This is a genomic window from Pseudomonas sp. FP1154 (assembly GCF_030687245.1).
In the GTDB taxonomy this organism is placed as follows: domain Bacteria; phylum Pseudomonadota; class Gammaproteobacteria; order Pseudomonadales; family Pseudomonadaceae; genus Aquipseudomonas; species Aquipseudomonas rhizophila.
Genome location: NZ_CP117465.1, coordinates 5,470,302 through 5,495,617, shown reverse-complemented (window position 1 = coordinate 5,495,617; position 25,316 = coordinate 5,470,302). Strand labels below are relative to the sequence as shown.

Below are 25,316 nucleotides of genomic sequence, written 5' to 3'. Positions count from 1 at the left end.
CAACCATGAGTACTCAAGTGATCAGCCTGGTGTCCATCGGCGCCCACCCCACCTCCGGTCGGCCCCGGCGCGCCGAGCAGGATGCGCGGGCCGTGGAACTGGGCCTGCAACTGGCCGGCAACGACCTGCAAGTGCTGCACGCAGGCGACGTGGCTGAACCGGCCCTGCGCGCCTATCTGGGCATGGGTCTGGACGAACTCTACGTACTGGATAACCCCGCAGGTGCCGACGCACTGCCGGCCCTGACTGATTATCTGCGCGACGCGGGAGCCCAAGTGGTGCTCACCGGCAGTCAGGCGGAAACCGGCGAAGGTTCAGGTATGTTGCCGTTCCTGCTGGCGGAAAATCTCGGCTGGCCGCTGGTGGTGGGGTTGGCCCAGGTCGAATCCATCGACAGTGGCGTAGCCTTGGTTCTGCAAGCCTTGCCCCGCGGCCAGCGGCGACGTCTCAAAGTGCGCCTGCCGTTCCTCGCCACGGTGGATAACGCGGCCCCCAAACCCCGGCAAAGCGCCTACGGCCCGGCCCGACGCGGGGCGTTGCACGCTGAAGAAGTCGAGGTGATCGACGACGCCCTGTTGGCGGTGGCGACCCTGCAACCGGCCAAACCACGGCCCAAACGCCTGAAAGTGATCAAGGCCAAGAGCGGCGCCGACCGCATGAAAGCCGCCACGGCCAAGGCCAGCGGCGGAGGTGGGCAGGTGCTCAAAGGCGTGAGCCCGGAGGCGGGCGCCGAGGCGATCCTCAAGTTGCTGATTGAGGAAGGGGTGGTTCGCTAAATCCAGGCTCACCTTGTCCCTTGTGGGAGCGAGCCTGCTCGCGATAGCGGTCTTCCATTCACCTCCAGGTTGACTGACATGGCCCCATCGCGAGCAGGCTCGCTCCCACAAGGGCTGAGGTTTACCCACAATCCCTGTGCGCGCCTCTGTGGATAACCTGTTCGATCCTATCCAGACACCGCGCAAATCAGGCCTTTCAAGCCTTCGCTCAAAAAACGTCCAATCTGACCCGCTGCAACATCCAGCCATAAAACCGCTGCCCTGGCATGTTGTCGTGACTCAAACCTGCGCCTAAAAAAAGCTATTTGATAGCTAATGGAGCCACATCAATGGAAGTTGAATTTCGTCCGGCGTTGCCCACGGATACACGGGAGATCGCTCGTCTGTTCCGGATTTCCTCAGAGGGCGCGTCGGATTACATCTGGAGCCAGCTGGCGGAGTCCGGGCAGGATCTGCTGGAGGTAGGGGCTGCTCGCTATGCCCGTGAGGATGTCGATTTTTCCTACCAGAACTGCCTTATTGCAGAAGCCGGCGGACAGGTCATCGGCATGATGCATTGTTACGTGACGCGTGAGGATCCGCTGGCGACTCCCGTCACTGATCCGATCCTGGCGCCCTACGCCGACATGGAAGTCCCCGATACCCTCTATATATCGAGCCTGGCCCTGCATGAAGGGTGGCGTAACAAGGGGCTCGGCGTGCGCTTTCTCGAGCGAGCGCAACAACGTGCCGATCAACTGGCGCTCAAAGGCCTCAGTTTGATCGACTACGCAGCGAACATTGGCGCCCGGCGCTTTTATGAGCGCCACGGTTTTGGCATCGTCAAAACCTGCCGGGTCGTCCCGCATCCGCTGATTCGGGTGACGGGGGAGGCGTATTTGATGCATCGGCCTTAACCGTCACGGCGGCCTCACCAGACACCCTTGTGGGAGCGAGCCTGCTCGCGATAGCGGTCTTCCATTCACCTCCATGTTGACTGGCATGGCCTTATCGCGAGCAGGCTCGCTCCCACAAGGGGCTGAGGTTTACCCACAATCCCTGTGCGCGCCTCTGTGGATAACCTGTTCGCCCCTCGCCACACCCCACGCAGATCAAGCTCCCCAAGCCTGCGCTTAAAAAACAACCAGCCTAACTCACGGTTTTTCCTCGATTCTGTTTGTGAATAAGCGTGAGCGCAGGACGCTACTTGCCCCCAATCTCTGTTGGCGCTTCTGTGGATAAGATGTTCGCTACCCTCTACAGGCCATACGGAACGGGGCTTTCATGGGGCTGGTCATAAAATGATCAATTCATCATTTTTATCCGAAAAATTCCGCTAAAACCTCGATTTACCGGCCATAGTCGCGGTTTTCCACAGAACCGTCAGAATTACCCCCAAACACTGTTGGCGCTTCTGTGGATAAGGTGTTCGCTCTCCTCCAGAAGCCACGCTAGACAAGGCTTTCAGGTGGTTGATCAGTTTTTGATCTATATGGAAAGGAAACGCTCTTTGTTCATAAGTCACGGTTTTTCTTTAGCTTTTACTTAAAAAAATCAGTCGCAATGAGGCACTTGTCCCCATTAGCTGTGGGTGGACATGTGGATAACTTGTTTGCGAAAGCGTAAGAGCCACGGCGGGTATAGGCCCAGACGCTATAGATCAAATTTCATACAGTTCTAAGGATCCACCTTGACGTGGCCCTGGCAGCTGTCTTCACTCATGGCACAAGGACACCGCCACTTTATCCACATCTGGTTCAGGGAGAACGCATGATGGATAGCAAGCCCCCCTGCTGGTACCCGATCTCGGCTGCGACCTGTACTCCGACCCCTCCCACCCGGTTACCCAAACGCAGACGTCGTCGTGCCACCAATCAGCGTGCGCGTCTATAGCGCCTCGTTGAGCCCTGAGTTTCCCCTGTAACACCGTTGACTGCCGCTCCAACCCGTACGGGATAGTGGCCAGGCGTTCGTGCGCCTGTCGATTTGCAGGCAACCGCAGAGTTGCCCCATCTGCCTGAGAGGACTTGAACATGACACGGATCTCGACCCCCATTAGCGAAATCAAGGAGCATTACGACGTTATCGTCATTGGTTCCGGCTACGGCGGTGGCATTGCTGCGTCACGCCTGTCCCGGGCTGGGCGCAAGGTTTGTCTGCTGGAGCGGGGCCGGGAGATCCAGCCCGGCGAATACCCCAACACCATGCTTGCGGCCACCGAAGAGTTGCAGGTGCATGACCCGGACGGTCACATCGGGTCGCGCACCGGACTGTTCGACCTGCACGTCAACGCCCAGCAGAACGTGGTGGTCGGTTGCGGCCTGGGCGGCACTTCGCTGATCAATGCCAACGTTTCGCTGGAGCCGGAGCCCGGTGTGTTCGAGGACTCCCGCTGGCCGCAGGCGGTGCGTGACCATTGCGACACGCTGCTCAAGGACGGTTATGCGCGGGCTCGGGAAATGCTCAAGCCCAACCCTTACCCAGATGCGGCGCCGAACCTGCCCAAGCTCGACGCCAACCGCAAGTCGGCGAGTTATCTCAAGCAGGACGCACATTTCTACAAACCGCCCATCAACGTGACATTCGACAAGTTGCCCAACAACCTCAACCACGTCGGCGTCGAGCAGTTGCCGTGCAACGGCTGTGGGGATTGCGTCTCGGGCTGTAACAACAAGGCCAAGAACACCACGCTGATGAATTACCTGCCGGATGCCTGGAACCATGGTGCGGAGATTTTCTGTCAGGCCCAGGTGCGGCACCTGGAGCGCGACGGCGACGGCTGGATCGTGCATTTCCAGTACCTGGACAGCGGTCGCGAGTTGTTCTCGGCGCCAACCCTGTTCGTGCGCGCCGACATCGTGGTGGTGTCCGCCGGCACCCTGGGCTCTACCGAGATCATGCTGCGTTCCCGGGACAAAGGCCTGTCGATGTCCAGTCAACTGGGCGAGAACATGAGCGGCAACGGCGACATCCTCGGGTTTGGCCACAACTGCGACCAGACCATCAACGGTATCGGTTTCGGCGCCCACTCGGCCAAGGAGCTGGAGCCGGTGGGACCGTGCATCACCTCGATCATCGACATGCGTACCGAGGGTGACTGGCGCAGCCGCATGGTCATCGAGGAAGGCTCGATCCCCGGCGCACTCGGTCGGCCCATGGTGCCGAGCATGGCGGCGTTCGCCGGGATGATCGGCGTGCCCACCGACACGGGCCTGGGTGCCAGCCTCAAGTACAAGGCCCGGGAAGCCGAGAGCTTTCTGCGCGGCCCGTACTACGGCGCGCTGCATAACATGCAGACGTACCTGATCATGAGTCACGACAACGGCAAGGGGCGCATGGTGCTCGACAACAAGGACCAGTTGCGCATCGACTGGCCCGGCGTCGGCGAGCAGGAAAACGTGACCCTGGGCAATGAGCGTTTGCACCAGAGCACCAAGGCGTTGGGCGGGATCTGGGTCGAGAATCCGATCTGGACCAAGCTGCTCAAGCACAGCATCGTTTCGGTCCATCCCTTGGGCGGCTGCGTGATGGGGGAAGACGCGACGCAAGGCGTGGTCAACCACAAGGGCCAGGTGTTCAGTGGTGCCAGCGGGACGGATGTCTATCCCGGTCTGTACGTGACGGACGGTGCGGTGATCCCGACTTCCCTGGCGGTGAACCCGTTGTTGACCATCTCGGCGGTGAGCGAGCGCAACATGGGGCTGCTGGCGGCCGATCGTGGCTGGATCATCGACTACACCCTGCCTTCGGCCCCGCGCAAACCGGTGGCGGCGCCGACCCTTGGCGTGCAGTTCACTGAAACCATGAAGGGCTACTTTTCCACAGCCTTCACCCAGCCTCAGGGCACTGATCTTTCGCTTTACGAAGCCGCGGCCAAGCGCGGCAAAGCCGATAACTCGCCCATCGAATTCACCCTGACCATCACTGCCGCCGATCTCAATCGCCTGATCAAGGAACCGGAACACGCCGCCACCCTGGTGGGTACGCTGGATGCGCCGATGCTTTCGCCCAAGCCGCTGGTCGCCAGCAACGGAGTGTTCAACCTGTTCGAGCAATACCAGGAACAGGTGGATGTGCGGCACATGAACTACGACATGAAACTGACCGCCGAGGATGGCAGCGATTATTACTTCAGCGCCTTCAAGACCGTACCCGAGGACAACGGGGTGCTGAACATCTGGCACGACACCAGCACGCTCTATGTCACGCTGTATCGCGGGCCGGACAAGAGCGGCGAGGTCATCGGCTCGGGGGTGATGCACATTCTGCCGGCCGACTTCGCCAAGCAGATGACCACCATGAAAGTGCTCAACGCACGTAACGAGCGTGAGCGAGTGGAAGCGTTGGCCCGCTTCGGCAAGTTCTTCGCCGGCATTTTGTGGGAGAGCTACGGCGGGGTGTTCGCTGGCGATGTGTACTTCAATCCGGACGCGCCGCCTCGCAGCAAGCGGCCACTGGACGCACCGGCGCCGACCGTGCATTTCTTCCAGACCGAGGACAACGTCGAGCTACGCCTGACTCGCTATCAAGCGGGCAGCAAAGGCCCGGTGATGCTGGTGCATGGCCTGGGGGTGGGGTCGAATATTTTCTCCACCGACACCATCCAGACCAACTTGCTGGAGTACCTGTGCAAGCACGAGTACGACGTTTGGTTGCTGGACTTGCGGGTGAGCATCCTGCTGCCGGCCAGCAAGCATGAATGGAACGGCGACCAGGTGGCCCAGCACGACTTCAAGGCTGCTATCGAGCAGATCCAGCAGGCCACGCTGGCCCGTGACGTGCAGTGCGTGGTGCATTGCTACGGTGCGACGACGTTCTTCATGTCGATGCTGGCGGGGCTGCAAGGGGTTCGCTCGGTGGTCTGCTCACAGATTGCCGCCGACACGGTGGTTGCCACCGCCACCGGACTGAAGGCCGGTTTGCATTTGCCGGGGATGCTCGATGCCATCGGCATCAAGTCCCTCACGGCCTACGCCGACACCAAGGAAAGCTGGTTCAACAAACTCTACGACAAGGCTCTCAACGGTTATGCCCGGATCGAGGCCCAGGGCTATTGCACCAACCCGGTCTGCCACCGCATCACGTTCATGTATGCATCGCTGTACCGCCACGACACCCTCAACGAAACCCTGCACGACAACCTGCATGAATTGTTCGGTGAGTCGAACATCCAGACCTTCGAGCACCTGGCGCTGATCGTGCGCAAGGGGCACCTGGTGGACTTCAAGGGCAACGACGTTTACATGCCGCATTTCGATCGGTTGAAATTGCCGATCTGCTTCATCAGCGGTGCCGAGAACCAGTGCTACCTCCCTCAAAGCACCCTCAAGACCTACGAGCGACTGTGCGATATGCACGGCCCGCAACTGTTCAGCCGTCACGAAGTGCCGGGCTACGGCCACATCGACTGCATTTTTGGCAAGGACGCGGTGGTGGATGTGTACCCGATCATCCTTGAACACCTGGAGAAGACGGCGCTGGGCTAGTTCTAGATCGCATCGCGAGCAGGCTCGCTCCCACACGGGGTTTGTGCCGTACGCAGGTTCGGTGGCCCACACCGTTCAATGTGGGAGCGAGCCCGCTCGCGATGCGATCGTCTGGACGCTGCATCTCGTGAGTCAGGAATAAGGAAAAAGGATGCCATGAACACTTACATCCGTTGGTTCCAACGCATCATCTGGGTGGGCATTGTGATGAACATGGTCTTCGCGATTCCGGCGCTGTTCGCGCCGGCGTTGCTGACGTCCATGCTTGGCCTGCCGCCCGTGCTGTCCGATCCCTGGCTGGAAAACACCGGCATGTTGCTGGTGGGGATCAGCCTGTTCTACATGCCCTCGGGGTTCAACGCGCCGCGTTTCGTGGTGCATTCGTGGTTGTGCGTGCTGTCGCGGCTGGTGGCGGTGGTGTTCTGGATCTACCTGATCAACACCAACAACCAGGGTCAGTTGTTCGTGCCGATGTTGATGGGCGACTTGAGCATGTTCCTGATTCTGGGCGTGCTGCTGTACCTGGGCAGCCCGGTGGCCCATCGTCCACTGGCCTTGCTCTGCGCCGGTTGGCGGGAGTGGCGCGCCGGCTGGGCGCGGCGCTGGCACAGTCATGGTTTCAAGGTCGGCACGCTGGTGGTGGTATTGCTGCTGGGTTTCATCGGCTACCAGACCTGGTACCAGATGATACGAGAGGTGCCCCAGCCAGACTTCGCTTCCGACGAGGACCACTACAAATACGCCGCCATCGGCCTGGGCATCGAAGCGCGGATCCCTTATTACCTGTTCGCCGTGCTGCCGCAGATGTGCCCGGAAAAACTGCCCAAGCCCGGCGGTTACGAGGTGTTCGGGTTTCTCTACGAGAACGGCAACGACCTGCCGATCGGCATGGCCAAGCGGCAACTGGGCTACCCCACCGTGGAGCCGAACTGCGCGCTGTGCCACACCGGCTCGTACCGGGCCAATGCCAGTGACGTAGCGGTTCCGGTCGCCAGCGCGCCGGCCAACACCCTGCAACTGCAGGCCTTCCAGTGGTTTGCCTACGATTGTGCCAGCGACCCGAAATTCACCCCAGATGCGGTCATGGCGGCGATCAACAGCAAGTTCCAGCTGGGCTTTTTCGAAAAACTGTACAACCGTTACCTGATAATCCCGATGGCCAAGAGTGGGCTACTCAAGCAGAAGCAGGCCTACGCCTGGCAGAAACTGCGCCCGGCCCAAGGTCCGGGGCGGACCGATACCTTCAACCCGACCAAAATGGTGGTGTTCGGCTTCCCGGATGACTCCACCATCGGCACCGTGGACTTGCCGCAGGTCTGGAACCAGAAACCCCGTGAGTCGATGTATCTGCATTGGGACGGCAATAACAACAAGATTCACGAACGCAACTACGCGGCGGCCATGGCCGTGGGCGCGACACCGCAATCGGTGCTGCCGCCGAGTTTCAACCGGGTGACCAATTGGCTGCTGGGCCACAAGGCGCCGGCGTGGCCGTTCGCCCTGGACCAGGCGAAAGTCGCCCAGGGCAAACCGATCTGGGAGCAGAACTGTGCCGCTTGCCACGACTTCGGCCGTGCCGACACAGGACAGGTCACTACCAACATCGACCAGTTGGGCACCGATCCCCATCGCCTGAACTCCTTCACCGTCGGGCTGGTGACGGCGTTCCACGGCTTCAAGAAACCGCCGTTCGACTTCGGCGCGTACCGCAAGACCCAGAGCTACAGCAACACCCCCACCGACGGCATCTGGCTAAGGGCGCCGTACCTGCACAACGGCTCGGTGCCGACCCTGTGGGACTTGTTGCAACCGCCCGAGTTGCGGCCGCAAGTGTTCTACACCGGCTCCGATATCTACGACCAGGAGAAGGTCGGCTTCATCACCAGCGGCGCGCAGATGAAGGCGTCGGCGGATTTCAAATACGACACCCGCCTGGAAGGCAACCACAACGGCGGCCACCTGTATGGCACGCAGTTGTCGGATGTCGACAAACGGGCCCTGATCGAATTCATGAAAACCCTGTAGCCCAGGGCACTGCGAAGGAGCGTTCACATGTCATTACTGCACCATTGGGAACATGAGTTCGACAAGGTCAAAGTCCGCCTGCACGGGTTGGTCACGCGGCTGGAGATGTCCTGGAAAAAACTCGTCAACGACCTGGAGCCCGAAGAGTTCGAGGCCATCGTCAAGCTGCTCCAGCGTGGCCACGATCAGGCCCGGCACGTCATCGATCACGGCGACCTGCCGGATGACGAACCGGCCGTGCCGTGGGAGCTGGCCCACGGTCTTTCGATCCTGAAGATCGGCAATGCCAGCGCCTTGCCGCAAACCGAGGACGAGCTGCCGACCCGCGTGCTCAAGGACGGCACCTTGCTCGGTTGCCGCAAATGGGAGTTGCTCGACCTGTTGTGGAGTGAGGCGTTGCTCAAGTGGATCGAGAACCTGCGCCATCACGCGCCGTTCGCCACTAACCCGGCACTGGTGAAAATGGACAGCGACGTGGTGTTGGCGATTGCCGGCGACTGGGGCACCGGACCGTTCGACAGTCATGCTCCGGCCGTGGCTGTCGCCAATCAGATGCAACTGGCCGAGGCCGACTTCACCATCCATCTGGGCGATGTGTATTACGCCGGCACCCATTCCCAGGAGGACGTCGACATGGTCGGCTGGCCCCAGGGCAAGCACGGCTCGTTCACGCTCAATTCCAACCACGAGATGTACAGCGGCGCCCACGGTTATTTCAAGGAGTTGGCCAAGCGTTTCCCGGTGCAACAGGGCACCAGTTACTTTGCCCTGTACAACGACGATTGGCTGGTGGTCGGCCTCGACAGTGCCTACGCCTCGGACGCGATGAATCTGTACATGGATGGCACCCTCAACGCGCAACAGATCGACTGGATGAAAAGCCTGCCCAAGCGCAAAAAGCTGATGGTGCTCAGCCATCACCAGGGCTTCGATATTTCCGGGCACCACAAGACCGCGCTTTACCAACCGGTCTGCGATGCCCTGGGGCGTGAGCCGGACTACTGGTATTGGGGGCATCTGCACAACGGCATCTGCTACGCGCCCCAAGGCGGGCTGCACGCACGCTGTGCCGGGCACGGAGCGATTCCCTACGGCACCACCAGCGAGTTGAACGGACATGCCGGGGTGTTGTGGTCGGAAACGCAACTGGCGGGGGATGAGGCGTACCCGGAACGGGTGTTGAACGGGTATGTGAAGGTGCGGCTGGTGAGGGAGGAGATTGTCGAGACGTTTTATGGGGAGGATGGGTCGGTGCGGTGGTCTTCACAGTAATCGGGTGAATGTGAGGCCGCTATCGCGAGCAGGCTCGCTCCCACATTTGATCTTCGGTGCGCCAAAGATCCTTTGTGGGAGCGAGCCTGCTCGCGATGCTTTTGCTGTCAGCCCTGGACCGGAACGCCCTTGAGGTACGGCGCAGGTTCCGCCCCCAGGTTGTTGAGCATGCGCTCGCTGTACCAGTCGACGAAGTTCACCACACCAAACTCATAAGTCTTGGAGTACGGGCCTGGCTGGTAGGCGGTGGAGTTGATGCCGCGCTGGTTTTCTTCGGCCAGGCGACGGTCCTGGTCGTTGGTGGCGTCCCAGACCTGGCGCATGCGTGCCACGTCGTAGTCCACGCCTTCGACCGCGTCCTTGTGTACGATCCACTTGGTGGTGACCATGGTCTCCTGGGCGCTGATCGGCCACACAGTGAACACGATGATGTGGTCGCCCATGCAGTGGTTCCACGAGTGGGGCAGGTGCAGGATACGCATCGAGCCCAGGTCCGGGTTCTTGATGCGGCCCATCAGTTTGGCGCAGCCCTGCTTGCCGTCCATGGTCATCGACACGGTGCCCTTGAGCAGCGGCATGCGCACGATACGGTTGCGCAGGCCGAAACTGGCGTGGGCGTAAGGGATTTTCTCGGCTTCCCAGGCTGCGGCGGAGGCCGCTACATGGTCCTTGAATGCCTGGTCGGCCCGTGGGTCGGTGACGTCGTCCCATTCCAGCAGGGTCTTGAGCAGTTCCGGGTGCGCGCCGCCGCAGTGGTAGCACTCGCGGTTGTTTTCCAGCACCAGCTTCCAGTTGGCCTTTTCCATCAAGGTGGTTTGCACCGCCACCTTGGTGTTTTCCATGTCATAGGGTTCCATGTAATGGGTCAAGGTCGCCAGGAAGTCGTCGATGGTCGGTGGGTTCTCCGCCAGGCTGATGAAGATGTAGCCACCGGCGGTCTTCACGTTCACTGGCTTCAAGCCATACTGGTTCATGTCGAAATCGGCGCCCATTTCGGTGCCGGCGAACAATAGGCGACCGTCCAGCTCGTAGGTCCACTGGTGGTAATGGCAGACCAGCTTGGCGACCTTGCCCTTTTCGCTGGTGCACAGCCGCGAGCCCCGGTGCCGGCAGACGTTGTGGAACGCATGCACCACGCCGTCGGCGCCGCGAATCACGATGATCGGGTTCTTGCCAACCTGCAGGGTCAGGTAGTTGCCCTTGGTCGGAATTTCGCAGGTCATGCCGGCGATCAACCATTCCTTCTGGAAGATTTCCTGCATGTCGATATCAAACAGGCGCTCATCGGAGTAGAACGGCTGCGGCAGCGAGAAAGTGCGCTCGCGTTCCTGCAGCATTTGCGCGGTGGCCTTGCGTGCGGGTTCCAGCGGATCGCCCAGGCTCAGGGTTGCGGTGACGTCCATCGTTTTATCCTCATGGCCCTCTACGTGGCCGGCGAAAGTGGCTAATCAAATGTGCTACGCAAGGCAGAAAATATTATTTATCTGTTGGGGCGAGTGTGGGGCCGCGCAGGGGGCGAACCTTATCCATGGGCGACATGGCCCAATCTGTTCCCGACGCGCAAGGTCCGGTCGTTGGGGGCTGGTCGCGGTAAGCATGTGAATGTCGCAGATAGGTAAATGGGCGATTCGCGCTATACGCAGAATCGCCTCATAAGAGGCCGACAGTCGGCCGTGGAGATCAGCATGTCCAACAGCTTCCTGAACCCGGTAACCACCCAGACCTGGGCCAATGGTCGTCACATTGTCCGTTGCGTCAAAGTCATCCAGGAAACCTGGGATGTGCGCACCTTTTGTTTCATGGCTGATCAGCCGATTCTGTTCTTTTTCAAGCCGGGGCAATTCGTCACCCTGGAGCTGGAAATCGAAGGTCAGCCGATCATGCGCTCCTACACCATCTCCAGCTCGCCGTCGGTGCCCTACAGTTTTTCGGTGACCATCAAGCGCGTACCGGGGGGCAAGGTTTCCAACTGGCTGCACGACACCCTGCACGAAGGTCAGGAGCTGGCGGTGCACGGGCCGGTCGGCCTGTTCAATGCCATCGACTTCTCGAACCCCAAGGTCTTTACCTCAGTGGCGGTGTCGGCATCACGCCGGTGATGTCCATGGCGCGCTGGTACTACGACACCAATGCCAACGTCGACATGGTGTTTATCCACAGCGCCCGCTCGCCCAAGGACATCATCTATCACCGCGAGCTGGAACACATGGCGTCGCGGATCGATAACTTCAACCTGCACCTGATCTGCGAAAAACATGGGCTGGGCGAGCCTTGGGCCGGGTATCGCGGCTATCTGAACCACAAGATGCTGGAGCTGATGGCGCCGGACTTCCTGGAGCGCGAAGTGTTTTGCTGTGGCCCGACGCCCTACATGAACGCGGTCAAGCGCCTGCTGGAAGCCGCTGGCTTCGACATGACGCGTTACCACGAGGAGTCCTTCGGCGCCACGCCACCGGAAGCTCGCGCCGACGCGGTGGAACAGGCCGAACAGGCTGCCGACGCCCCGGAAGTCGATGTGGCGGACCTACATCTGGTGGAGTTCACCGCCTCTGGCAAGAGTATTCGCGTGGGGCCGGGAGAAACCGTCCACGCCGCCGCCGCCAAGCTCGGCATGATGATTCCCAAAGCCTGCGGTATGGGCATCTGCGGCACCTGCAAGGTTTTGAAACTGGGCGGGGAAGTGGAGATGGACCACAACGGCGGTATCACCGAAGACGACGAGGCCGAAGGTTACATCCTGTCGTGCTGCAGCGTGCCGAAGGGGGATGTGCGGATCGAGTTCTGACACATGCTCGGCGCAAGGGGAGCGCGGAGCGTCCCGGGCTGCATTCCCACGCAGAGCGTGAGGAACGATCGATTTCACAGCCATCGCGACCTGATCGTTCCCACGCTCCTGCGTGGGAATGCAACCAGGGGCGCTCTGCGTCCCAGCTTCGTCGCAGTCTGCTGTCTATGGGCTAATACCACCGCTGAATCTCAATCAACCCTTCCATTCCCGCATAATTACGCGCACTGGAATAGCGCCAATGTTCCGGTAATTCCACATATCCACGTTTCACCGGGTTGAAATGGATGTAGTCCAGCTTCTGGCGCATTACCGTTTCGCTATAAATCTGCTCCGCGTGTGAGCCTTCTTGCCAGAGCTGATAAACCCTGTCCTGCTTATGGGCTCGTTTGCTGAACCGCAGGCGTTGCAAAGCTCGCTCAGCGCCTTTGCTTTGCAGGTCGTCGATAATCTGGCGTGCCGTAAAGGATTTGAACTGACGCAGACACTTGCTCAGGTTCGGAGCCTGGGCAACGAAATGCAGATGGTTTTCCAGAACGACATAGCCGAACAGTTGCAAATTCTGATGGGTTTGCTGATAGCGCCAGCACCCGAGCAAGTGATCGACGAGGTAGGGGCGAATGAACAGCGGCAGCCATTCCATCAATGTGCAGGTGAGAAAGTGGGGCTTGTCGGGTTCGGTGATGACGTAGCGGCTCCGGCCCATGGGATGCATTCCTTTGCTGCGGGGAATGACCATGTTGCAGTCTTCGAGACGTTTGGCGATAGACGAAGAGGGCACGAGGCGGGTGGGAATAGTCCGCACACCCTCGATGATCATTCCCACGCTCCTGCGTGGGAATGCAGCCAGGGACGCTCTGCGTCCCCAAGAGCCGAACGCGGAGCGTCCGTAGAGGCGTTCCCACGCAGAGCGTGGGAACGATCATCATGTTAGTCGTTGCCTCAGGCGCTCATCACTTCCCGAATATCCGCTGCCAATTCCCGCACTCGCGCTTCTTCGGTGTCCCACGAGCACATGAACCGCGCGCCGCCCTTGCCAATGAAGGTGTAGAAGCGCCAGCCCTTGGCGGTCAGCGCGGCGATGGCCGGTTCCGAGAGTTGCAGGAATACGCCGTTGGCCTGGACCGGGAACATCAGTTCCACGCCTGGGATGTCGCTTACCAGTTGCGCCAGCAGTTGGGCGCAGTGGTTGGCGTGCCGGGCGTGCTTGAGCCAGGCGTCGTTTTGCAGCAGGCCGACCCAGGGCGCCGAGAGAAAGCGCATCTTCGAGGCCAACTGCCCGGCCTGTTTGCAGCGATAGTCGAAGTCTTCTGCCAGGTCGTGGTTGAAGAACAGGATCGCTTCACCCACCGCCATGCCGTTTTTCGTCCCGCCAAAGCACAGCACATCCACCCCGGCTTTCCAGGTCAGGTCTGCCGGTGAGCAGCCGAGGAAGGCGCAGGCGTTGGAGAATCGTGCGCCGTCCATGTGCAGGTTCAGCCCCAGTTCCTTGCAGGTGGCGCTGATGGCGCGGATTTCTTCCGGGGTATAGACGCTGCCAACTTCCGTGGCCTGGGTCAGGGTCACAACGCGGGGCTTGGGGTAGTGGATATCCTGGCGCTTGAGGGCGATCTCGCGGATCGAGTCCGGGGTCAGCTTGCCATTTTCGGTGCGCGCCACCAGCAGCTTGGAACCATTGGAAAAGAACTCCGGCGCGCCGCATTCGTCAGTTTCGACGTGGGCGGTTTCCGAGCAGATCACGCTGTGGTAACTCTGGCACAGCGAGGACAGCGCCAGGGAGTTGGCCGCGGTGCCGTTGAACGCGAAGAATACTTCGCAGTCGGTTTCGAACAAGGCACGGAAATCATCCGCCGCGCGGTGGGTCCACTCATCATCGCCGTAAGCCCGCTGATGACCCTGGTTGGCTTCTTCCATGGCCGCCCAGGCTTCGGGGCAAATGCCGGAATAGTTGTCGCTGGCGAATTGTTGACTCTTGTCGGTCATGGCCTTGCTCCTGAAATAGAGAGTCCTGGGTAAGAGATCCCTGACAGAATTCCCGGATGGAGAATTCCGTGGTCCGGCGTGCTTTGAGTCCGGCACGCGGTGGTCGATAGTGGTGCGCACTTTACCCAAGATTCGCGGGGGAACACACTGGATGTTTCTGTCAGAAACTCACAAAACCGCTAGGGCGGCTGTACCCATGAACCGACGCGACGGAGCCTTGGACCTGCTCAAGTGGTTGGCTCTGTTGGCGATGGTGCTCGATCATCTGCGATATGTCGGTTACTCCGCCGATTGGTTGTATGTGCCGGGACGTCTGGCGTTTCCCTGGTTCTGCCTGGCGATGGCGGCGAACCTGGCGCGCAACGGGGCCAGTGCGAGCTCATGGCGTTACCTGGGCTGGCTGTTGCTGTTCAGCTCAGTGAGCGAAATTCCTTATCGGTTGTTTATTCCTGTGCCGGCTACCTTGAACGTGCTGCCGACCCTGACCCTCGGGTTGCTGGTGGCGCGTAGTTGGCAAACCCATACGCTGGAAGCGCGTTTGCTGGCGGCGGGGGCGTTGCTGCTGGCGGCGCTGTTTTCCTCGCGGCTGATGTTCGGTTTTTTCGGCGTACTGCTGCCGCTGGCGACGTTGCTGGTGTTTCGCCGGCCCTGGTATTTCGCGTTGTTGCCGGGGCTGGTGTGTCTGGCGGCCAACCAGTGGCGGGTGCTGTATGGCGCGGCCTGGCTGGGGGATGCGGTGGCGATCGGCGGGTTGGTGGCGTGTCTGTTTGCGCCATGGCTTGGGCTGGTGCTTTTGCGACACGCTGGTCGTTTTCATCCGCCGCCCATGCGGCGCTGGGCCTACGGTCTGTATCCCGCGCATTTCCTGCTGTTGCTCGCGGTTCGCCAGATCGCCGCATAGCCCTATGGGAGCAAGGCCTGTGGGATGACACAGTGCTATCCCACAGGCCTTGCTCCCCGACTCTTTGAGCGCATGTCGTAAACGCACCTTTGCGTGGCGTCCATAGGCATTTGACCTGCCTGCGCCGGCCATACCATCGCTTCCAAAGGGCACGACCGAACGGTGGTCAGTGCCTCACCGAGACGAAAGGCGCACCGCCGCCGCTGGGAGAGACGCGATGTTCAGCAAGCAAGACCAGATCCAGGGTTACGACGATGCACTGCTGGCGGCGATGAATGCCGAGGAGCAACGCCAGGAAGATCACATCGAGCTGATCGCGTCAGAGAACTACACCAGCAAGCGTGTGATGCAGGCCCAGGGCAGCGGCTTGACCAACAAATACGCCGAAGGCTATCCGGGCAAGCGCTACTACGGTGGCTGCGAACACGTCGACAAAGTCGAGGCCCTGGCTATCGAGCGCGCCAAGCAGTTGTTCGGCGCCGACTACGCCAACGTCCAGCCGCACTCCGGGTCTTCGGCCAACAGCGCCGTGTACCTGGCCTTGCTGCAGGCCGGCGATACCATCCTGGGCATGAGCCTGGCCCACGGCGGTCACCTGACCCACGGTGCCAAGGTGTCGTCTTCGGGCAAGCTCTACAACGCGGTTCAGTACGGCATCGACACCACCACCGGCCTGATCGACTACGACGAAGTCGAGCGCCTGGCGGTCGAGCACAAGCCGAAGATGATCGTCGCCGGCTTCTCGGCTTACTCCAAGACCCTGGATTTCCCACGTTTCCGCCAGATCGCCGACAAGGTCGGTGCCCTGCTGTTCGTCGACATGGCCCACGTCGCCGGTCTGGTCGCTGCCGGTCTGTACCCGAACCCACTGCCTTACGCCGACGTGGTCACCACCACCACTCACAAGACTCTGCGCGGTCCGCGTGGTGGCCTGATCCTGGCCAAGGCCAACGAAGAGATCGAGAAGAAGCTCAACGCTGCGGTATTCCCCGGTGCCCAGGGCGGCCCGCTGATGCACGTCATCGCCGGCAAGGCGGTGTGCTTCAAGGAAGCGGCGGAGCCAGGCTTCAAGGCCTACCAGCAGCAAGTAATCGATAACGCCCAGGCCATGGCTGGCGTGTTCATCAAGCGCGGCTACGATGTAGTGTCCGGCGGTACCGATAACCACCTGTTCCTGGTCAGCCTGATTCGTCAGGGCCTGACCGGCAAGGACGCCGACGCCGCCCTGGGCCGCGCGCACATCACTGTCAACAAGAATGCCGTGCCGAACGACCCGCAATCGCCGTTCGTGACCTCGGGCCTGCGCATTGGCACCCCGGCGGTGACCACGCGCGGCTTCAAGGTCACCCAGTGCGTGACGCTGGCCGGCTGGATCTGCGACATCCTCGACAACCTCGGCGACGCCGATGTCGAGGCCAATGTTGCCCAGCAAGTGGCGGCGCTGTGCGCGGACTTCCCGGTTTATCGCTGAGTCGGTTTTGGAGTAATCACTATGCAACGCTATTCGGGCTTCGGCCTCTTCAAACACTCTCTCAGCCATCATGAAAACTGGCAGCGGATGTGGCGCACGCCGACCCCGAAAAAGGTCTACGACGTGGTCATTGTCGGCGGTGGCGGGCATGGTCTGGCGACCGCCTACTACCTGGCCAAGGAACACGGCATCACCAACGTGGCCGTGGTCGAGAAGGGCTGGCTGGGCGGCGGTAACACCGCGCGCAACACCACCATCGTGCGCTCCAACTACCTGTGGGACGAATCGGCCCACCTGTACGAACATGCGATGAAACTCTGGGAAGGCCTGTCCCAGGACCTGAACTACAACGTGATGTTCTCCCAGCGTGGTGTCTACAACCTGTGCCATACCCTGCAGGACATTCGTGATTCCGAGCGTCGCGTCAGTGCCAACCGCCTCAACGGCGTGGACGGCGAGCTGCTCAACGCCAAACAAGTGGCCGACGAGATTCCGTACCTGGATTGCTCGAAAAACACCCGCTACCCGGTGATGGGCGCCACCGTCCAGCGTCGCGGCGGCGTGGCCCGTCACGATGCCGTGGCCTGGGGCTTTGCCCGGGCGGCGGACGCGTTGGGCGTGGACCTGATCCAGCAGACCGAAGTGATCGGTTTCCGCAAGGAAAACGGCGTGTGCATCGGTGTGGAAACCAACAAGGGCTTCATCGGCGCCAAGCGCGTCGGTGTGGTCACCGCCGGTAACTCCGGACACATGGCCAAGCTCGCGGGCTTCCGCCTGCCGATCGAATCCCACCCGCTGCAAGCGCTGGTGTCCGAGCCGATCAAGCCGATTATCGACAGCGTGATCATGTCCAACGCGGTGCACGGCTACATCAGCCAGTCCGACAAGGGCGACCTGGTGATCGGTGCCGGTATCGACGGCTACAACGGCTACGGCCAGCGTGGCTCGTACCCGGTGATCGAACACACGGTTCAGGCCATCGTCGAGATGTTCCCGGTGTTGTCCCGTGTACGCATGAACCGCCAATGGGGCGGCATCGTCGACACTACGCCGGACGCCTGCCCGATCATTTCCAAGACCCCGGTGCCGAACATGTTCTTCAACTGCGGTTGGGGCACTGGCGGCTTCAAGGCCACCCCGGGCTCGGGCAACGTCTTCGCTGCAAGCCTGGCCAAGGGTGAAATGCACCCGCTGGCCGCGCCGTTTTCCATCGACCGTTTCCACAACGGTGCACTGATCGACGAACACGGCGCTGCTGCCGTCGCCCACTAACAGGAGAAATCCCTATGTTGCACATCTTCTGTCCTCACTGCGGCGAACTGCGCTCCGAAGAGGAATTCCATGCATCCGGCCAGGCGCACATCCCGCGTCCGCTGGATCCGAATGCCTGCACCGACGAGCAGTGGGGCGACTACATGTTCTTTCGTGACAACCCGCGCGGGTTGCACCATGAGCTGTGGGACCACGTCGCCGGCTGCCGCCAGTATTTCAACGTGACCCGTGACACCGTGACCTACGAGATTCTGGAAACCTACAAGATCGGCCAAAAGCCGCAATTCACCGACAAGGCTGACAGTCCGAAAGCGGCCGCGCAGGCTCTGGGAGAGAAGGTATGAGCCAGATCAATCGCCTGTCCAACGGCGGACGGATCGACCGCAACAAAGTGCTGAGCTTCACCTTCAACGGTCAGACCTATAAAGGCTTCGAGGGCGATTCCCTGGCCGCTGCACTGCTGGCCAACGGCGTTGACATCATCGGCCGCAGCTTCAAGTATTCCCGTCCGCGTGGCATCTTTGCCGCCGGCGCCGAAGAGCCGAACGCGGTACTGCAGATCGGCGCCACCGAAGCCACGCAGATCCCTAACGTGCGCGCCACGCAACAGGCGCTGTATCAAGGGTTGGTCGCCACCAGCACCAACGGCTGGCCGAACGTGAACAACGACATGATGGGTATTCTCGGCAAGGTCGGCGGCAAGCTGATGCCGCCGGGCTTCTACTACAAAACCTTCATGTACCCGCAATCGTTCTGGATGACTTACGAAAAGTACATCCGCAAGGCCGCGGGCCTGGGTCGCTCGCCGACCGAGAACGACCCGGACACCTACGACTACATGAACCGTCATTGCGACGTGCTGGTTGTCGGCGCCGGCCCTGCTGGCCTGGCCGCCGCATTGGCCGCGGCCCGCAGCGGTGCGCGGGTGATCCTGGCCGACGAGCAGGAAGAGTTCGGCGGCAGCCTGCTCGATTCCCGCGAGAGCCTGGATGGCAAACCGGCGACCGAATGGGTGGCTGCTGTTGTTGCTGAGCTCAAGTCGATGCCAGATGTGGTGCTGTTGCCGCGCGCCACGGTGAACGGTTACCACGACCATAACTTCCTGACCATCCACGAGCGCCTCACCGACCACCTGGGTGATCGCGCGCCAATCGGCCAGGTCCGCCAGCGCATCAACCGGGTCCGCGCCAAGCGCGTGGTGCTGGCGACTGGTGCCTGCGAACGGCCGCTGGTCTACGGCAACAACGACGTACCGGGCAACATGCTGGCCGGCGCGGTCTCCACCTACGTGCGCCGCTATGGCGTGGCACCGGGCAAGAAACTGGTACTGAGCACCAACAACGACCACGCCTATCGCGTGGCGCTGGACTGGCTCGACGCCAGCCTGCAAGTGGTGGCCATCGCCGACGCCCGCAGCAACCCGCGTGGTGCGCTGGTGGAAGAGGCGCGTGCCAAAGGCATCCGCATCCTCACCGGCAGCGCCGTGATCGAGGCTCGTGGCAGCAAGCGCGTCACCGGGGCCCGCATCGCCGCCATCGACGTCAAGGCGCACAAGGTCACCAGTCCCGGCGAATGGCTGGACTGCGACCTGGTGGCCAGCTCCGGCGGCTACAGCCCAGTGGTTCACCTGGCTTCGCACCTGGGCGGCAAGCCGATCTGGCGCGAAGACATCCTTGGTTTCGTACCGGGCGAAGCACCGCAGAAGCGCGTGTGCGTCGGCGGCGTGAATGGCGTCTACAGCCTGGGTGACACCTTGGCCGATGGTTTCGAAGGTGGCGTGCGCGCGGCCAACGAAGCCGGTTTCAAAGCGGTGGAGGGTGTGTTGCCCAAAGCCCTGAGCCGCCAGGAAGAACCGACCCTGGCGCTGTTCCAGGTGCCGCATGAAAAATCCACTGCACGGGCGCCGAAGCAATTCGTCGACCTGCAGAACGACGTCACTGCCGCCGCCATCGAACTCGCCACCCGCGAAGGCTTCGAGTCGGTCGAACACGTCAAGCGCTACACCGCACTGGGCTTTGGTACTGACCAGGGCAAGCTGGGCAACGTCAACGGCCTGGCCATCGCGGCTCGCTCGCTGAACGTGAGCATCCCGCAGATGGGCACCACCATGTTCCGCCCGAACTACACGCCGGTGACCTTCGGCGCGATAGCCGGGCGGCACTGCGGGCACATCTTCGAACCGGTACGCTTCACCGCGCTGCATGCCTGGCATGTGAAAAACGGCGCTGAATTCGAAGACGTCGGCCAGTGGAAGCGCCCTTGGTACTTCCCGAAGAACGGCGAAGACATGCACGCTGCGGTCAAGCGCGAATGCAAAGCCGTGCGCGACAGCGTCGGCCTGCTGGATGCCTCGACTCTGGGCAAGATCGATATCCAGGGCCCGGACGCCCGCGAGTTCCTTAACCGCGTGTACACCAACGCCTGGACCAAGCTCGACGTGGGCAAGGCCCGCTACGGTTTGATGTGCAAGGAAGACGGCATGGTCTTCGACGATGGCGTGACGGCCTGTCTGGCGGACAACCATTTCGTGATGACCACCACCACTGGCGGCGCGGCGCGCGTGCTGCAATGGCTGGAGATCTATCACCAGACCGAATGGCCGGACCTGAAGGTGTACTTCACTTCGGTTACCGACCACTGGGCGACCATGACTCTGTCGGGCCCCAACAGCCGCAAGCTGCTGAGCGAAGTCACCGACATCGACCTGGACAAGGACGCTTTCCCGTTCATGACCTGGAAAGAAGGCCTGGTGGGTGGTGTACCGGCGCGGGTGTTCCGTATCTCGTTCACCGGTGAACTGTCGTACGAAGTCAACGTGCAGGCCGACTACGCCATGGGCGTGCTCGAGCAGATCGTCGAGGCCGGGAAGAAATACAACCTGACCCCGTATGGCACCGAGACCATGCACGTATTGCGGGCCGAGAAGGGCTTTATCATTGTCGGTCAGGACACTGACAGCTCGATGACCCCGGACGACCTGAACATGGGCTGGTGCGTAGGCCGGACCAAACCGTTCTCGTGGATCGGCTGGCGTGGCATGAATCGCGAAGACTGTGTGCGTGAGGACCGCAAGCAACTGGTGGGCCTCAAGCCGATCGACCCGAATGTCTGGCTGCCGGAAGGTGCGCAACTGGTGTTCAACACCAAGCAGGCGATCCCGATGACCATGGTCGGTCATGTGACGTCCAGCTACGCCCACAACTCCCTGGGTTACTCATTTGCCATGGGCGTGGTCAAGGGCGGCCTCAAGCGGATGGGCGAACGCGTGTTCGCGCCATTGGCCGACGGCAGCGTGATCGAGGCAGAGATTGTTTCTTCGGTGTTCTTCGATCCGAAGGGGGATCGGCAGAATATTTGATACCTGATCGTTCCCACGCTCCGCGTGGGAATGCATCCCGGGACGCTCCGCGTCCCAAAAGCGGACGCAGAGCGTCCATGGCGGCATTCCCACGCAGAGCGTGGGAACGATCAATCTACGAGACAGGTGCTCCATATGACCGCAGTCAACGTGTACCAACAACGCCCAACCACCGGGGCCAAGGCCGAGTCGTCGCTGCACCATGCCGACCTCGCCAGCCTGGTGGGCAAGGGTCGCAAGAACGCCGGCGTGACCGTGCGCGAGAAGAAACTCCTGGGCCACTTGACCATCCGTGGCGATGGTCATGACCCTGCGTTCGCTGCTGGCGTGCACAAGGCCCTGGGCCTGGAGCTGCCGGGCGCGCTGACCGTCATCGTCAAGGGCGAAACCAGCCTGCAATGGCTCGGCCCGGACGAGTGGCTGCTGGTGGTGCCCAGTGGCGAAGAATTTGCCGCCGAGAAAAACCTGCGCGAAGCCCTGGGCGATCTGCATATCCAGATCGTCAACGTCAGCGGCGGTCAGCAGATCCTCGAACTGTCCGGCCCGAATGTGCGCGACGTGCTGATGAAATCCACCAGCTATGACGTACACCCAAGCAATTTCCCGGTGGGCAAGGCCGTGGGCACGGTGTTCGCCAAGTCGCAACTGGTGATCCGCCACACGGGCGAAGACACCTGGGAACTGGTGATTCGCCGCAGCTTCTCCGATTACTGGTGGCTGTGGTTGCAGGATGCCGCGGCTGAGTATGGGTTGAGCGTGCAGGCCTGACTAGGGTTGGACGCTGTCCTTTTGTGGCGAGGGGATTTATCCCCGTTGGGCTGCGCAGCAGACCCCAAACCTGCCACCTCAGTACGTCAGGCCGATCACATCAAGCTTTTTGGGGCTGCTTCGCAGCCCGACGGGGATAAATCCCCTCGCCACAGGAGTCACTGCAATGAGCCGCGCCCCAGACACATGGATCTTGACTGCCGACTGCCCCAGCGTGCTCGGCACGGTGGACGCGGTGACGCGCTTTCTGTTCGAGCAGGGCTGCTACGTCACCGAGCACCATTCCTTCGACGACCGGCTCTCGGCGCGTTTTTTCATTCGTGTGGAGTTCCGCCAACCCGACGGTTTTGACGAGCAAAACTTCCGGGCCGGCCTGGCCGAACGTGCGCAAGCCTTTGGCATGGTCTTCGAACTGACGCCACCCAACTACCGGCCCAAAGTGGTGATCATGGTCTCCAAGGCCGATCACTGCCTCAACGACTTGCTCTACCGTCAGCGCATCGGCCAGTTGTCCATGGACGTCGTGGCCGTGGTGTCCAACCACCCGGACCTCAAGCCGCTGGCCGACTGGCACCAGATTCCGTACTACCATTTCCCCCTGGACCCGAACGACAAGCCCTCCCAGGAGCGGCAGGTGTGGCAGGTGATCGAAGACACCGGCGCCGAGCTGGTGATTCTCGCCCGCTACATGCAAGTGCTGTCGCCGGAGCTGTGTCGCAAGCTCGACGGCAAGGCGATCAACATCCATCACTCGCTGCTGCCGGGCTTCAAGGGCGCCAAGCCGTATCACCAGGCCTACAACAAAGGCGTGAAACTGGTCGGCGCCACGGCGCACTACATCAACAACGACCTGGACGAAGGCCCGATCATCGCCCAGGGCGTGGAAGTGGTGGACCACAGCCACTATCCCGAAGACCTGATCGCCAAGGGCCGGGACATCGAAGGGCTGACCCTGGCCCGGGCGGTGGGGTATCACATTGAGAAAAGGGTGTTTTTGAACGCCAATCGCACGGTCGTTCTTTAGATTTTTGGGGCCGCTTCGCAGCCCATTCGCGAGCAAGCTCGCTCCCACAGGATCTGCGTCGTTATACAGATTCTGATGACACCCACAATCCACTGTGGGAGCGAGCTTGCTCGCGATGAGGCCCTTACAGACAACAAAGAAACAAGACACAAGCACTACCCGAGCAATCAACGCGCTGCCTGCCTGGGCAACGCAGTTTCATAAAAACAACAGCGAGGTGAAAGCATGTCTGGCAATCGTGGTGTCGTGTATCTCGGCAACGGCAAGGTCGAAGTACAGAAAATCGACTATCCAAAAATGCAGGACCCGCGTGGCAGGAAGATCGAGCACGGCGTCATCCTGCGCGTGGTATCCACCAACATCTGCGGCTCCGACCAGCACATGGTGCGCGGCCGCACCACCGCTCAGACCGGCCTGGTCCTGGGCCACGAAATCACCGGTGAAGTGATCGAAAAGGGCAACGACGTCGAAAACCTGAAGATCGGCGACCTGGTGTCTGTTCCGTTCAACGTGGCTTGCGGGCGCTGCCGTTCCTGCAAAGAACAACACACCGGCGTCTGCCTGACCGTCAACCCGGCCCGTGCCGGCGGTGCCTACGGTTATGTGGACATGGGTGACTGGACCGGCGGCCAGGCCGAATACGTGCTGGTGCCATACGCGGATTTCAACCTGTTGAAGCTGCCGGACCGCGACAAGGCCATGGAGAAAATCCGCGACCTGACCTGCCTGTCCGACATCCTGCCGACCGGCTACCACGGCGCCGTCACCGCCGGCGTTGGTCCTGGCAGCTCCGTCTACATCGCGGGTGCCGGTCCGGTTGGCCTGGCGGCTGCCGCTTCCGCCCGCCTGCTGGGTGCCGCTGTGGTCATTATCGGTGACGTCAACCCGATCCGCCTGGCCCACGCCAAGGCCCAGGGTTTTGAAATCGCCGACCTGTCCAAAGACACTCCGCTGCACGAACAGATCGCCGCGCTGCTGGGCGAGCCGGAAGTCGACTGCGCCGTTGACGCTGTGGGCTTCGAAGCCCGTGGTCACGGCCATGAAGGCGTCAAGCACGAAGCTCCGGCCACCGTGCTCAACTCGTTGATGGGTGTGGTTCGCGTAGCCGGCAAGATCGGCATTCCCGGCCTCTACGTCACCGAAGACCCGGGCGCGGTCGATGCCGCGGCAAAAATGGGTAGCCTGAGCATCCGTTTCGGTCTGGGCTGGGCCAAGTCCCACAGCTTCCACACCGGCCAGACCCCGGTGATGAAGTACAACCGCCAACTGATGCAAGCCATCATGTGGGATCGCATCAACATCGCCGAAATCGTCGGCGTACAGGTCATCAGCCTGGACGACGCGCCTAAAGGCTACGGCGAGTTCGATGCAGGCGTACCGAAGAAGTTTGTGATCGATCCGCACAAGATGTTCAGTGCGGCCTAAGCGGTAGGCAAGACGGAAAAAGGGCGACAGTGATGTCGCCCTTTTTATTTGATAGGTTGCCCTCAAGGTTGTTTATTGAGTGTCAGCTGTTTATTCCTCCAAGCCTGCTGAGGAGGAGGGCCCTCATCCACATACTGCTCCCGGTAACTATATAAGCAGGTGTTTGCTACAGGCGTGGGCGTTGTTAACGTCATTTGGTACATCGGTTGTAGAAAGTTAGGGCCCACGGCCTCGCCCCGCCAGATAACTTTTCCAGAGGAGTCCTTCACAGAATACTCCTCGTAGACCGGTCGGCCAGGAATGGTCTCTGGCATTAAACGAAACACAATTTCCCCTACGGCGGGACAGCTTGTTGCGTTCGCAGCATGGGTCACGCCCAGGAGTCCAGCGACGGAAAGTAAGCAAACTATTAAACCGCGCATTTCAGGTACTCGCTTGTTGATTGGAGCAACGATGATCGCTGAGCGTCGTGCTTGGGCCTACTGTCAGAAATGACAGTGGGTCAGACTAAAAGGAAATAGCCTTGCGGGTTTTCATGCGACGTTTCAGGGGAAGGACCTGAATAAACCGAGGGTTATTCCGGCGTCACTCTCAGAGCCTGCATGCCTTTATCACCCTTCTCGATTTCAAACGAAACAGTCTGATTCTGTTTCAATGTTTTATAACCCTCGCCAGCTATTGCCGAGTAATGAACGAACAACTCCTCGCCTCCTTTGCCGCAGGTAATGAAGCCATAGCCCTTTGCATCGTTAAACCATTTAACGGTTCCTTTGATTCGGTCGTTCATTTTT

The 25,316-nt window shown here is 60.9% G+C and carries 17 protein-coding genes and 1 pseudogene; 14 read left to right on the top strand and 4 right to left on the bottom strand.

Annotated features, from left to right (window positions below; all coding sequences use genetic code 11):
• Window positions 1-5 precede the first annotated feature (5 nt).
• The 5 genes from PSH91_RS24605 to PSH91_RS24585 all read left to right on the top strand — a co-directional run bounded on the left by PSH91_RS24605 (window position 6) and on the right by PSH91_RS24585 (window position 9,538).
• Complete coding sequence (locus PSH91_RS24605; RefSeq protein ID WP_047230385.1) at window positions 6-776, top strand: electron transfer flavoprotein subunit beta; 771 nt, start codon at window positions 6-8, stop codon at window positions 774-776.
• A gap of 329 nt (window positions 777-1,105) precedes the next feature.
• Entirely contained in the window at window positions 1,106-1,672 is a 567-nt protein-coding gene (locus PSH91_RS24600) for a GNAT family N-acetyltransferase (protein WP_305466894.1), read from the top strand.
• 1,116 nt (window positions 1,673-2,788) lie between these two features.
• Complete coding sequence (locus PSH91_RS24595) at window positions 2,789-6,241, top strand: GMC oxidoreductase (protein ID WP_305466893.1); 3,453 nt, start codon at window positions 2,789-2,791, stop codon at window positions 6,239-6,241.
• A 156-nt stretch (window positions 6,242-6,397) separates the two neighbouring features.
• Window positions 6,398-8,266 (top strand): hypothetical protein, encoded by a 1,869-nt coding sequence (locus PSH91_RS24590; RefSeq protein WP_047228151.1) that lies wholly within the window; start codon window positions 6,398-6,400, stop codon window positions 8,264-8,266.
• A gap of 27 nt (window positions 8,267-8,293) precedes the next feature.
• Window positions 8,294-9,538, top strand: coding sequence for a metallophosphoesterase (locus PSH91_RS24585; RefSeq protein WP_305466892.1), 1,245 nt, complete (start codon window positions 8,294-8,296; stop codon window positions 9,536-9,538).
• A 107-nt stretch (window positions 9,539-9,645) separates the two neighbouring features.
• On the opposite strand, the gene gbcA is transcribed toward PSH91_RS24585, so the two are convergent.
• Window positions 9,646-10,941, bottom strand: a complete 1,296-nt coding sequence (gene gbcA, locus PSH91_RS24580; RefSeq protein WP_305466891.1) for a glycine-betaine demethylase subunit GbcA — start codon at window positions 10,939-10,941, stop codon at window positions 9,646-9,648.
• A 282-nt stretch (window positions 10,942-11,223) separates the two neighbouring features.
• Here gbcA and gbcB point away from each other — a divergent pair.
• Window positions 11,224-12,323, top strand: a pseudogene (gbcB, locus tag PSH91_RS24575) (glycine-betaine demethylase subunit GbcB).
• Between the two features lie 172 nt (window positions 12,324-12,495).
• Here gbcB and PSH91_RS24570 read toward each other — a convergent pair.
• Both PSH91_RS24570 and PSH91_RS24565 read right to left on the bottom strand, forming a co-directional pair.
• The gene (locus tag PSH91_RS24570; RefSeq protein ID WP_160894082.1) at window positions 12,496-13,029 is read right to left on the bottom strand and encodes a transposase; all 534 of its coding nucleotides are present in this window, start codon (window positions 13,027-13,029) and stop codon (window positions 12,496-12,498) included.
• Between the two features lie 236 nt (window positions 13,030-13,265).
• Window positions 13,266-14,306: a low specificity L-threonine aldolase gene (locus PSH91_RS24565; protein WP_214912522.1), complete on the bottom strand. Its 1,041-nt coding sequence runs from the start codon at window positions 14,304-14,306 to the stop codon at window positions 13,266-13,268.
• Window positions 14,307-14,502: 196 nt separating this feature from the next.
• Between PSH91_RS24565 and PSH91_RS24560 the strand changes: the two genes are divergently transcribed.
• The 8 genes from PSH91_RS24560 (at window position 14,503) to fdhA (ending at window position 24,525) form a co-directional block, all read left to right on the top strand.
• Window positions 14,503-15,207 carry a TraX family protein gene (locus tag PSH91_RS24560; RefSeq protein WP_305466890.1) on the top strand — a complete coding sequence of 235 codons (705 nt, stop codon included), beginning with the start codon at window positions 14,503-14,505 and terminating at the stop codon, window positions 15,205-15,207.
• A 217-nt stretch (window positions 15,208-15,424) separates the two neighbouring features.
• Window positions 15,425-16,678 (top strand): serine hydroxymethyltransferase, encoded by a 1,254-nt coding sequence (glyA, locus tag PSH91_RS24555; RefSeq protein WP_047228145.1) that lies wholly within the window; start codon window positions 15,425-15,427, stop codon window positions 16,676-16,678.
• Between the two features lie 21 nt (window positions 16,679-16,699).
• The gene (locus PSH91_RS24550; protein WP_003177603.1) at window positions 16,700-17,950 is read left to right on the top strand and encodes a sarcosine oxidase subunit beta; all 1,251 of its coding nucleotides are present in this window, start codon (window positions 16,700-16,702) and stop codon (window positions 17,948-17,950) included.
• A gap of 14 nt (window positions 17,951-17,964) precedes the next feature.
• Window positions 17,965-18,294 carry a sarcosine oxidase subunit delta gene (locus PSH91_RS24545; RefSeq protein WP_003206305.1) on the top strand — a complete coding sequence of 110 codons (330 nt, stop codon included), beginning with the start codon at window positions 17,965-17,967 and terminating at the stop codon, window positions 18,292-18,294.
• Window positions 18,291-21,308 carry a sarcosine oxidase subunit alpha gene (locus PSH91_RS24540; protein WP_047228144.1) on the top strand — a complete coding sequence of 1,006 codons (3,018 nt, stop codon included), beginning with the start codon at window positions 18,291-18,293 and terminating at the stop codon, window positions 21,306-21,308. The genes PSH91_RS24545 and PSH91_RS24540 overlap by 4 nt, the downstream gene beginning before the upstream one ends.
• Before the next feature lie 135 nt (window positions 21,309-21,443).
• Window positions 21,444-22,076 (top strand): sarcosine oxidase subunit gamma, encoded by a 633-nt coding sequence (locus tag PSH91_RS24535; protein ID WP_076383401.1) that lies wholly within the window; start codon window positions 21,444-21,446, stop codon window positions 22,074-22,076.
• A 166-nt stretch (window positions 22,077-22,242) separates the two neighbouring features.
• On the top strand, window positions 22,243-23,100 hold the full coding sequence (gene purU / locus PSH91_RS24530; RefSeq protein WP_305466889.1) for a formyltetrahydrofolate deformylase: 858 nt from the start codon (window positions 22,243-22,245) through the stop codon (window positions 23,098-23,100).
• Window positions 23,101-23,325: 225 nt separating this feature from the next.
• The gene (fdhA, locus tag PSH91_RS24525) at window positions 23,326-24,525 is read left to right on the top strand and encodes a formaldehyde dehydrogenase, glutathione-independent (protein ID WP_047228141.1); all 1,200 of its coding nucleotides are present in this window, start codon (window positions 23,326-23,328) and stop codon (window positions 24,523-24,525) included.
• A 574-nt stretch (window positions 24,526-25,099) separates the two neighbouring features.
• Here fdhA and PSH91_RS24520 read toward each other — a convergent pair.
• Window positions 25,100-25,312 (bottom strand): cold-shock protein, encoded by a 213-nt coding sequence (locus PSH91_RS24520; protein ID WP_305466888.1) that lies wholly within the window; start codon window positions 25,310-25,312, stop codon window positions 25,100-25,102.
• Window positions 25,313-25,316 lie beyond the last annotated feature (4 nt).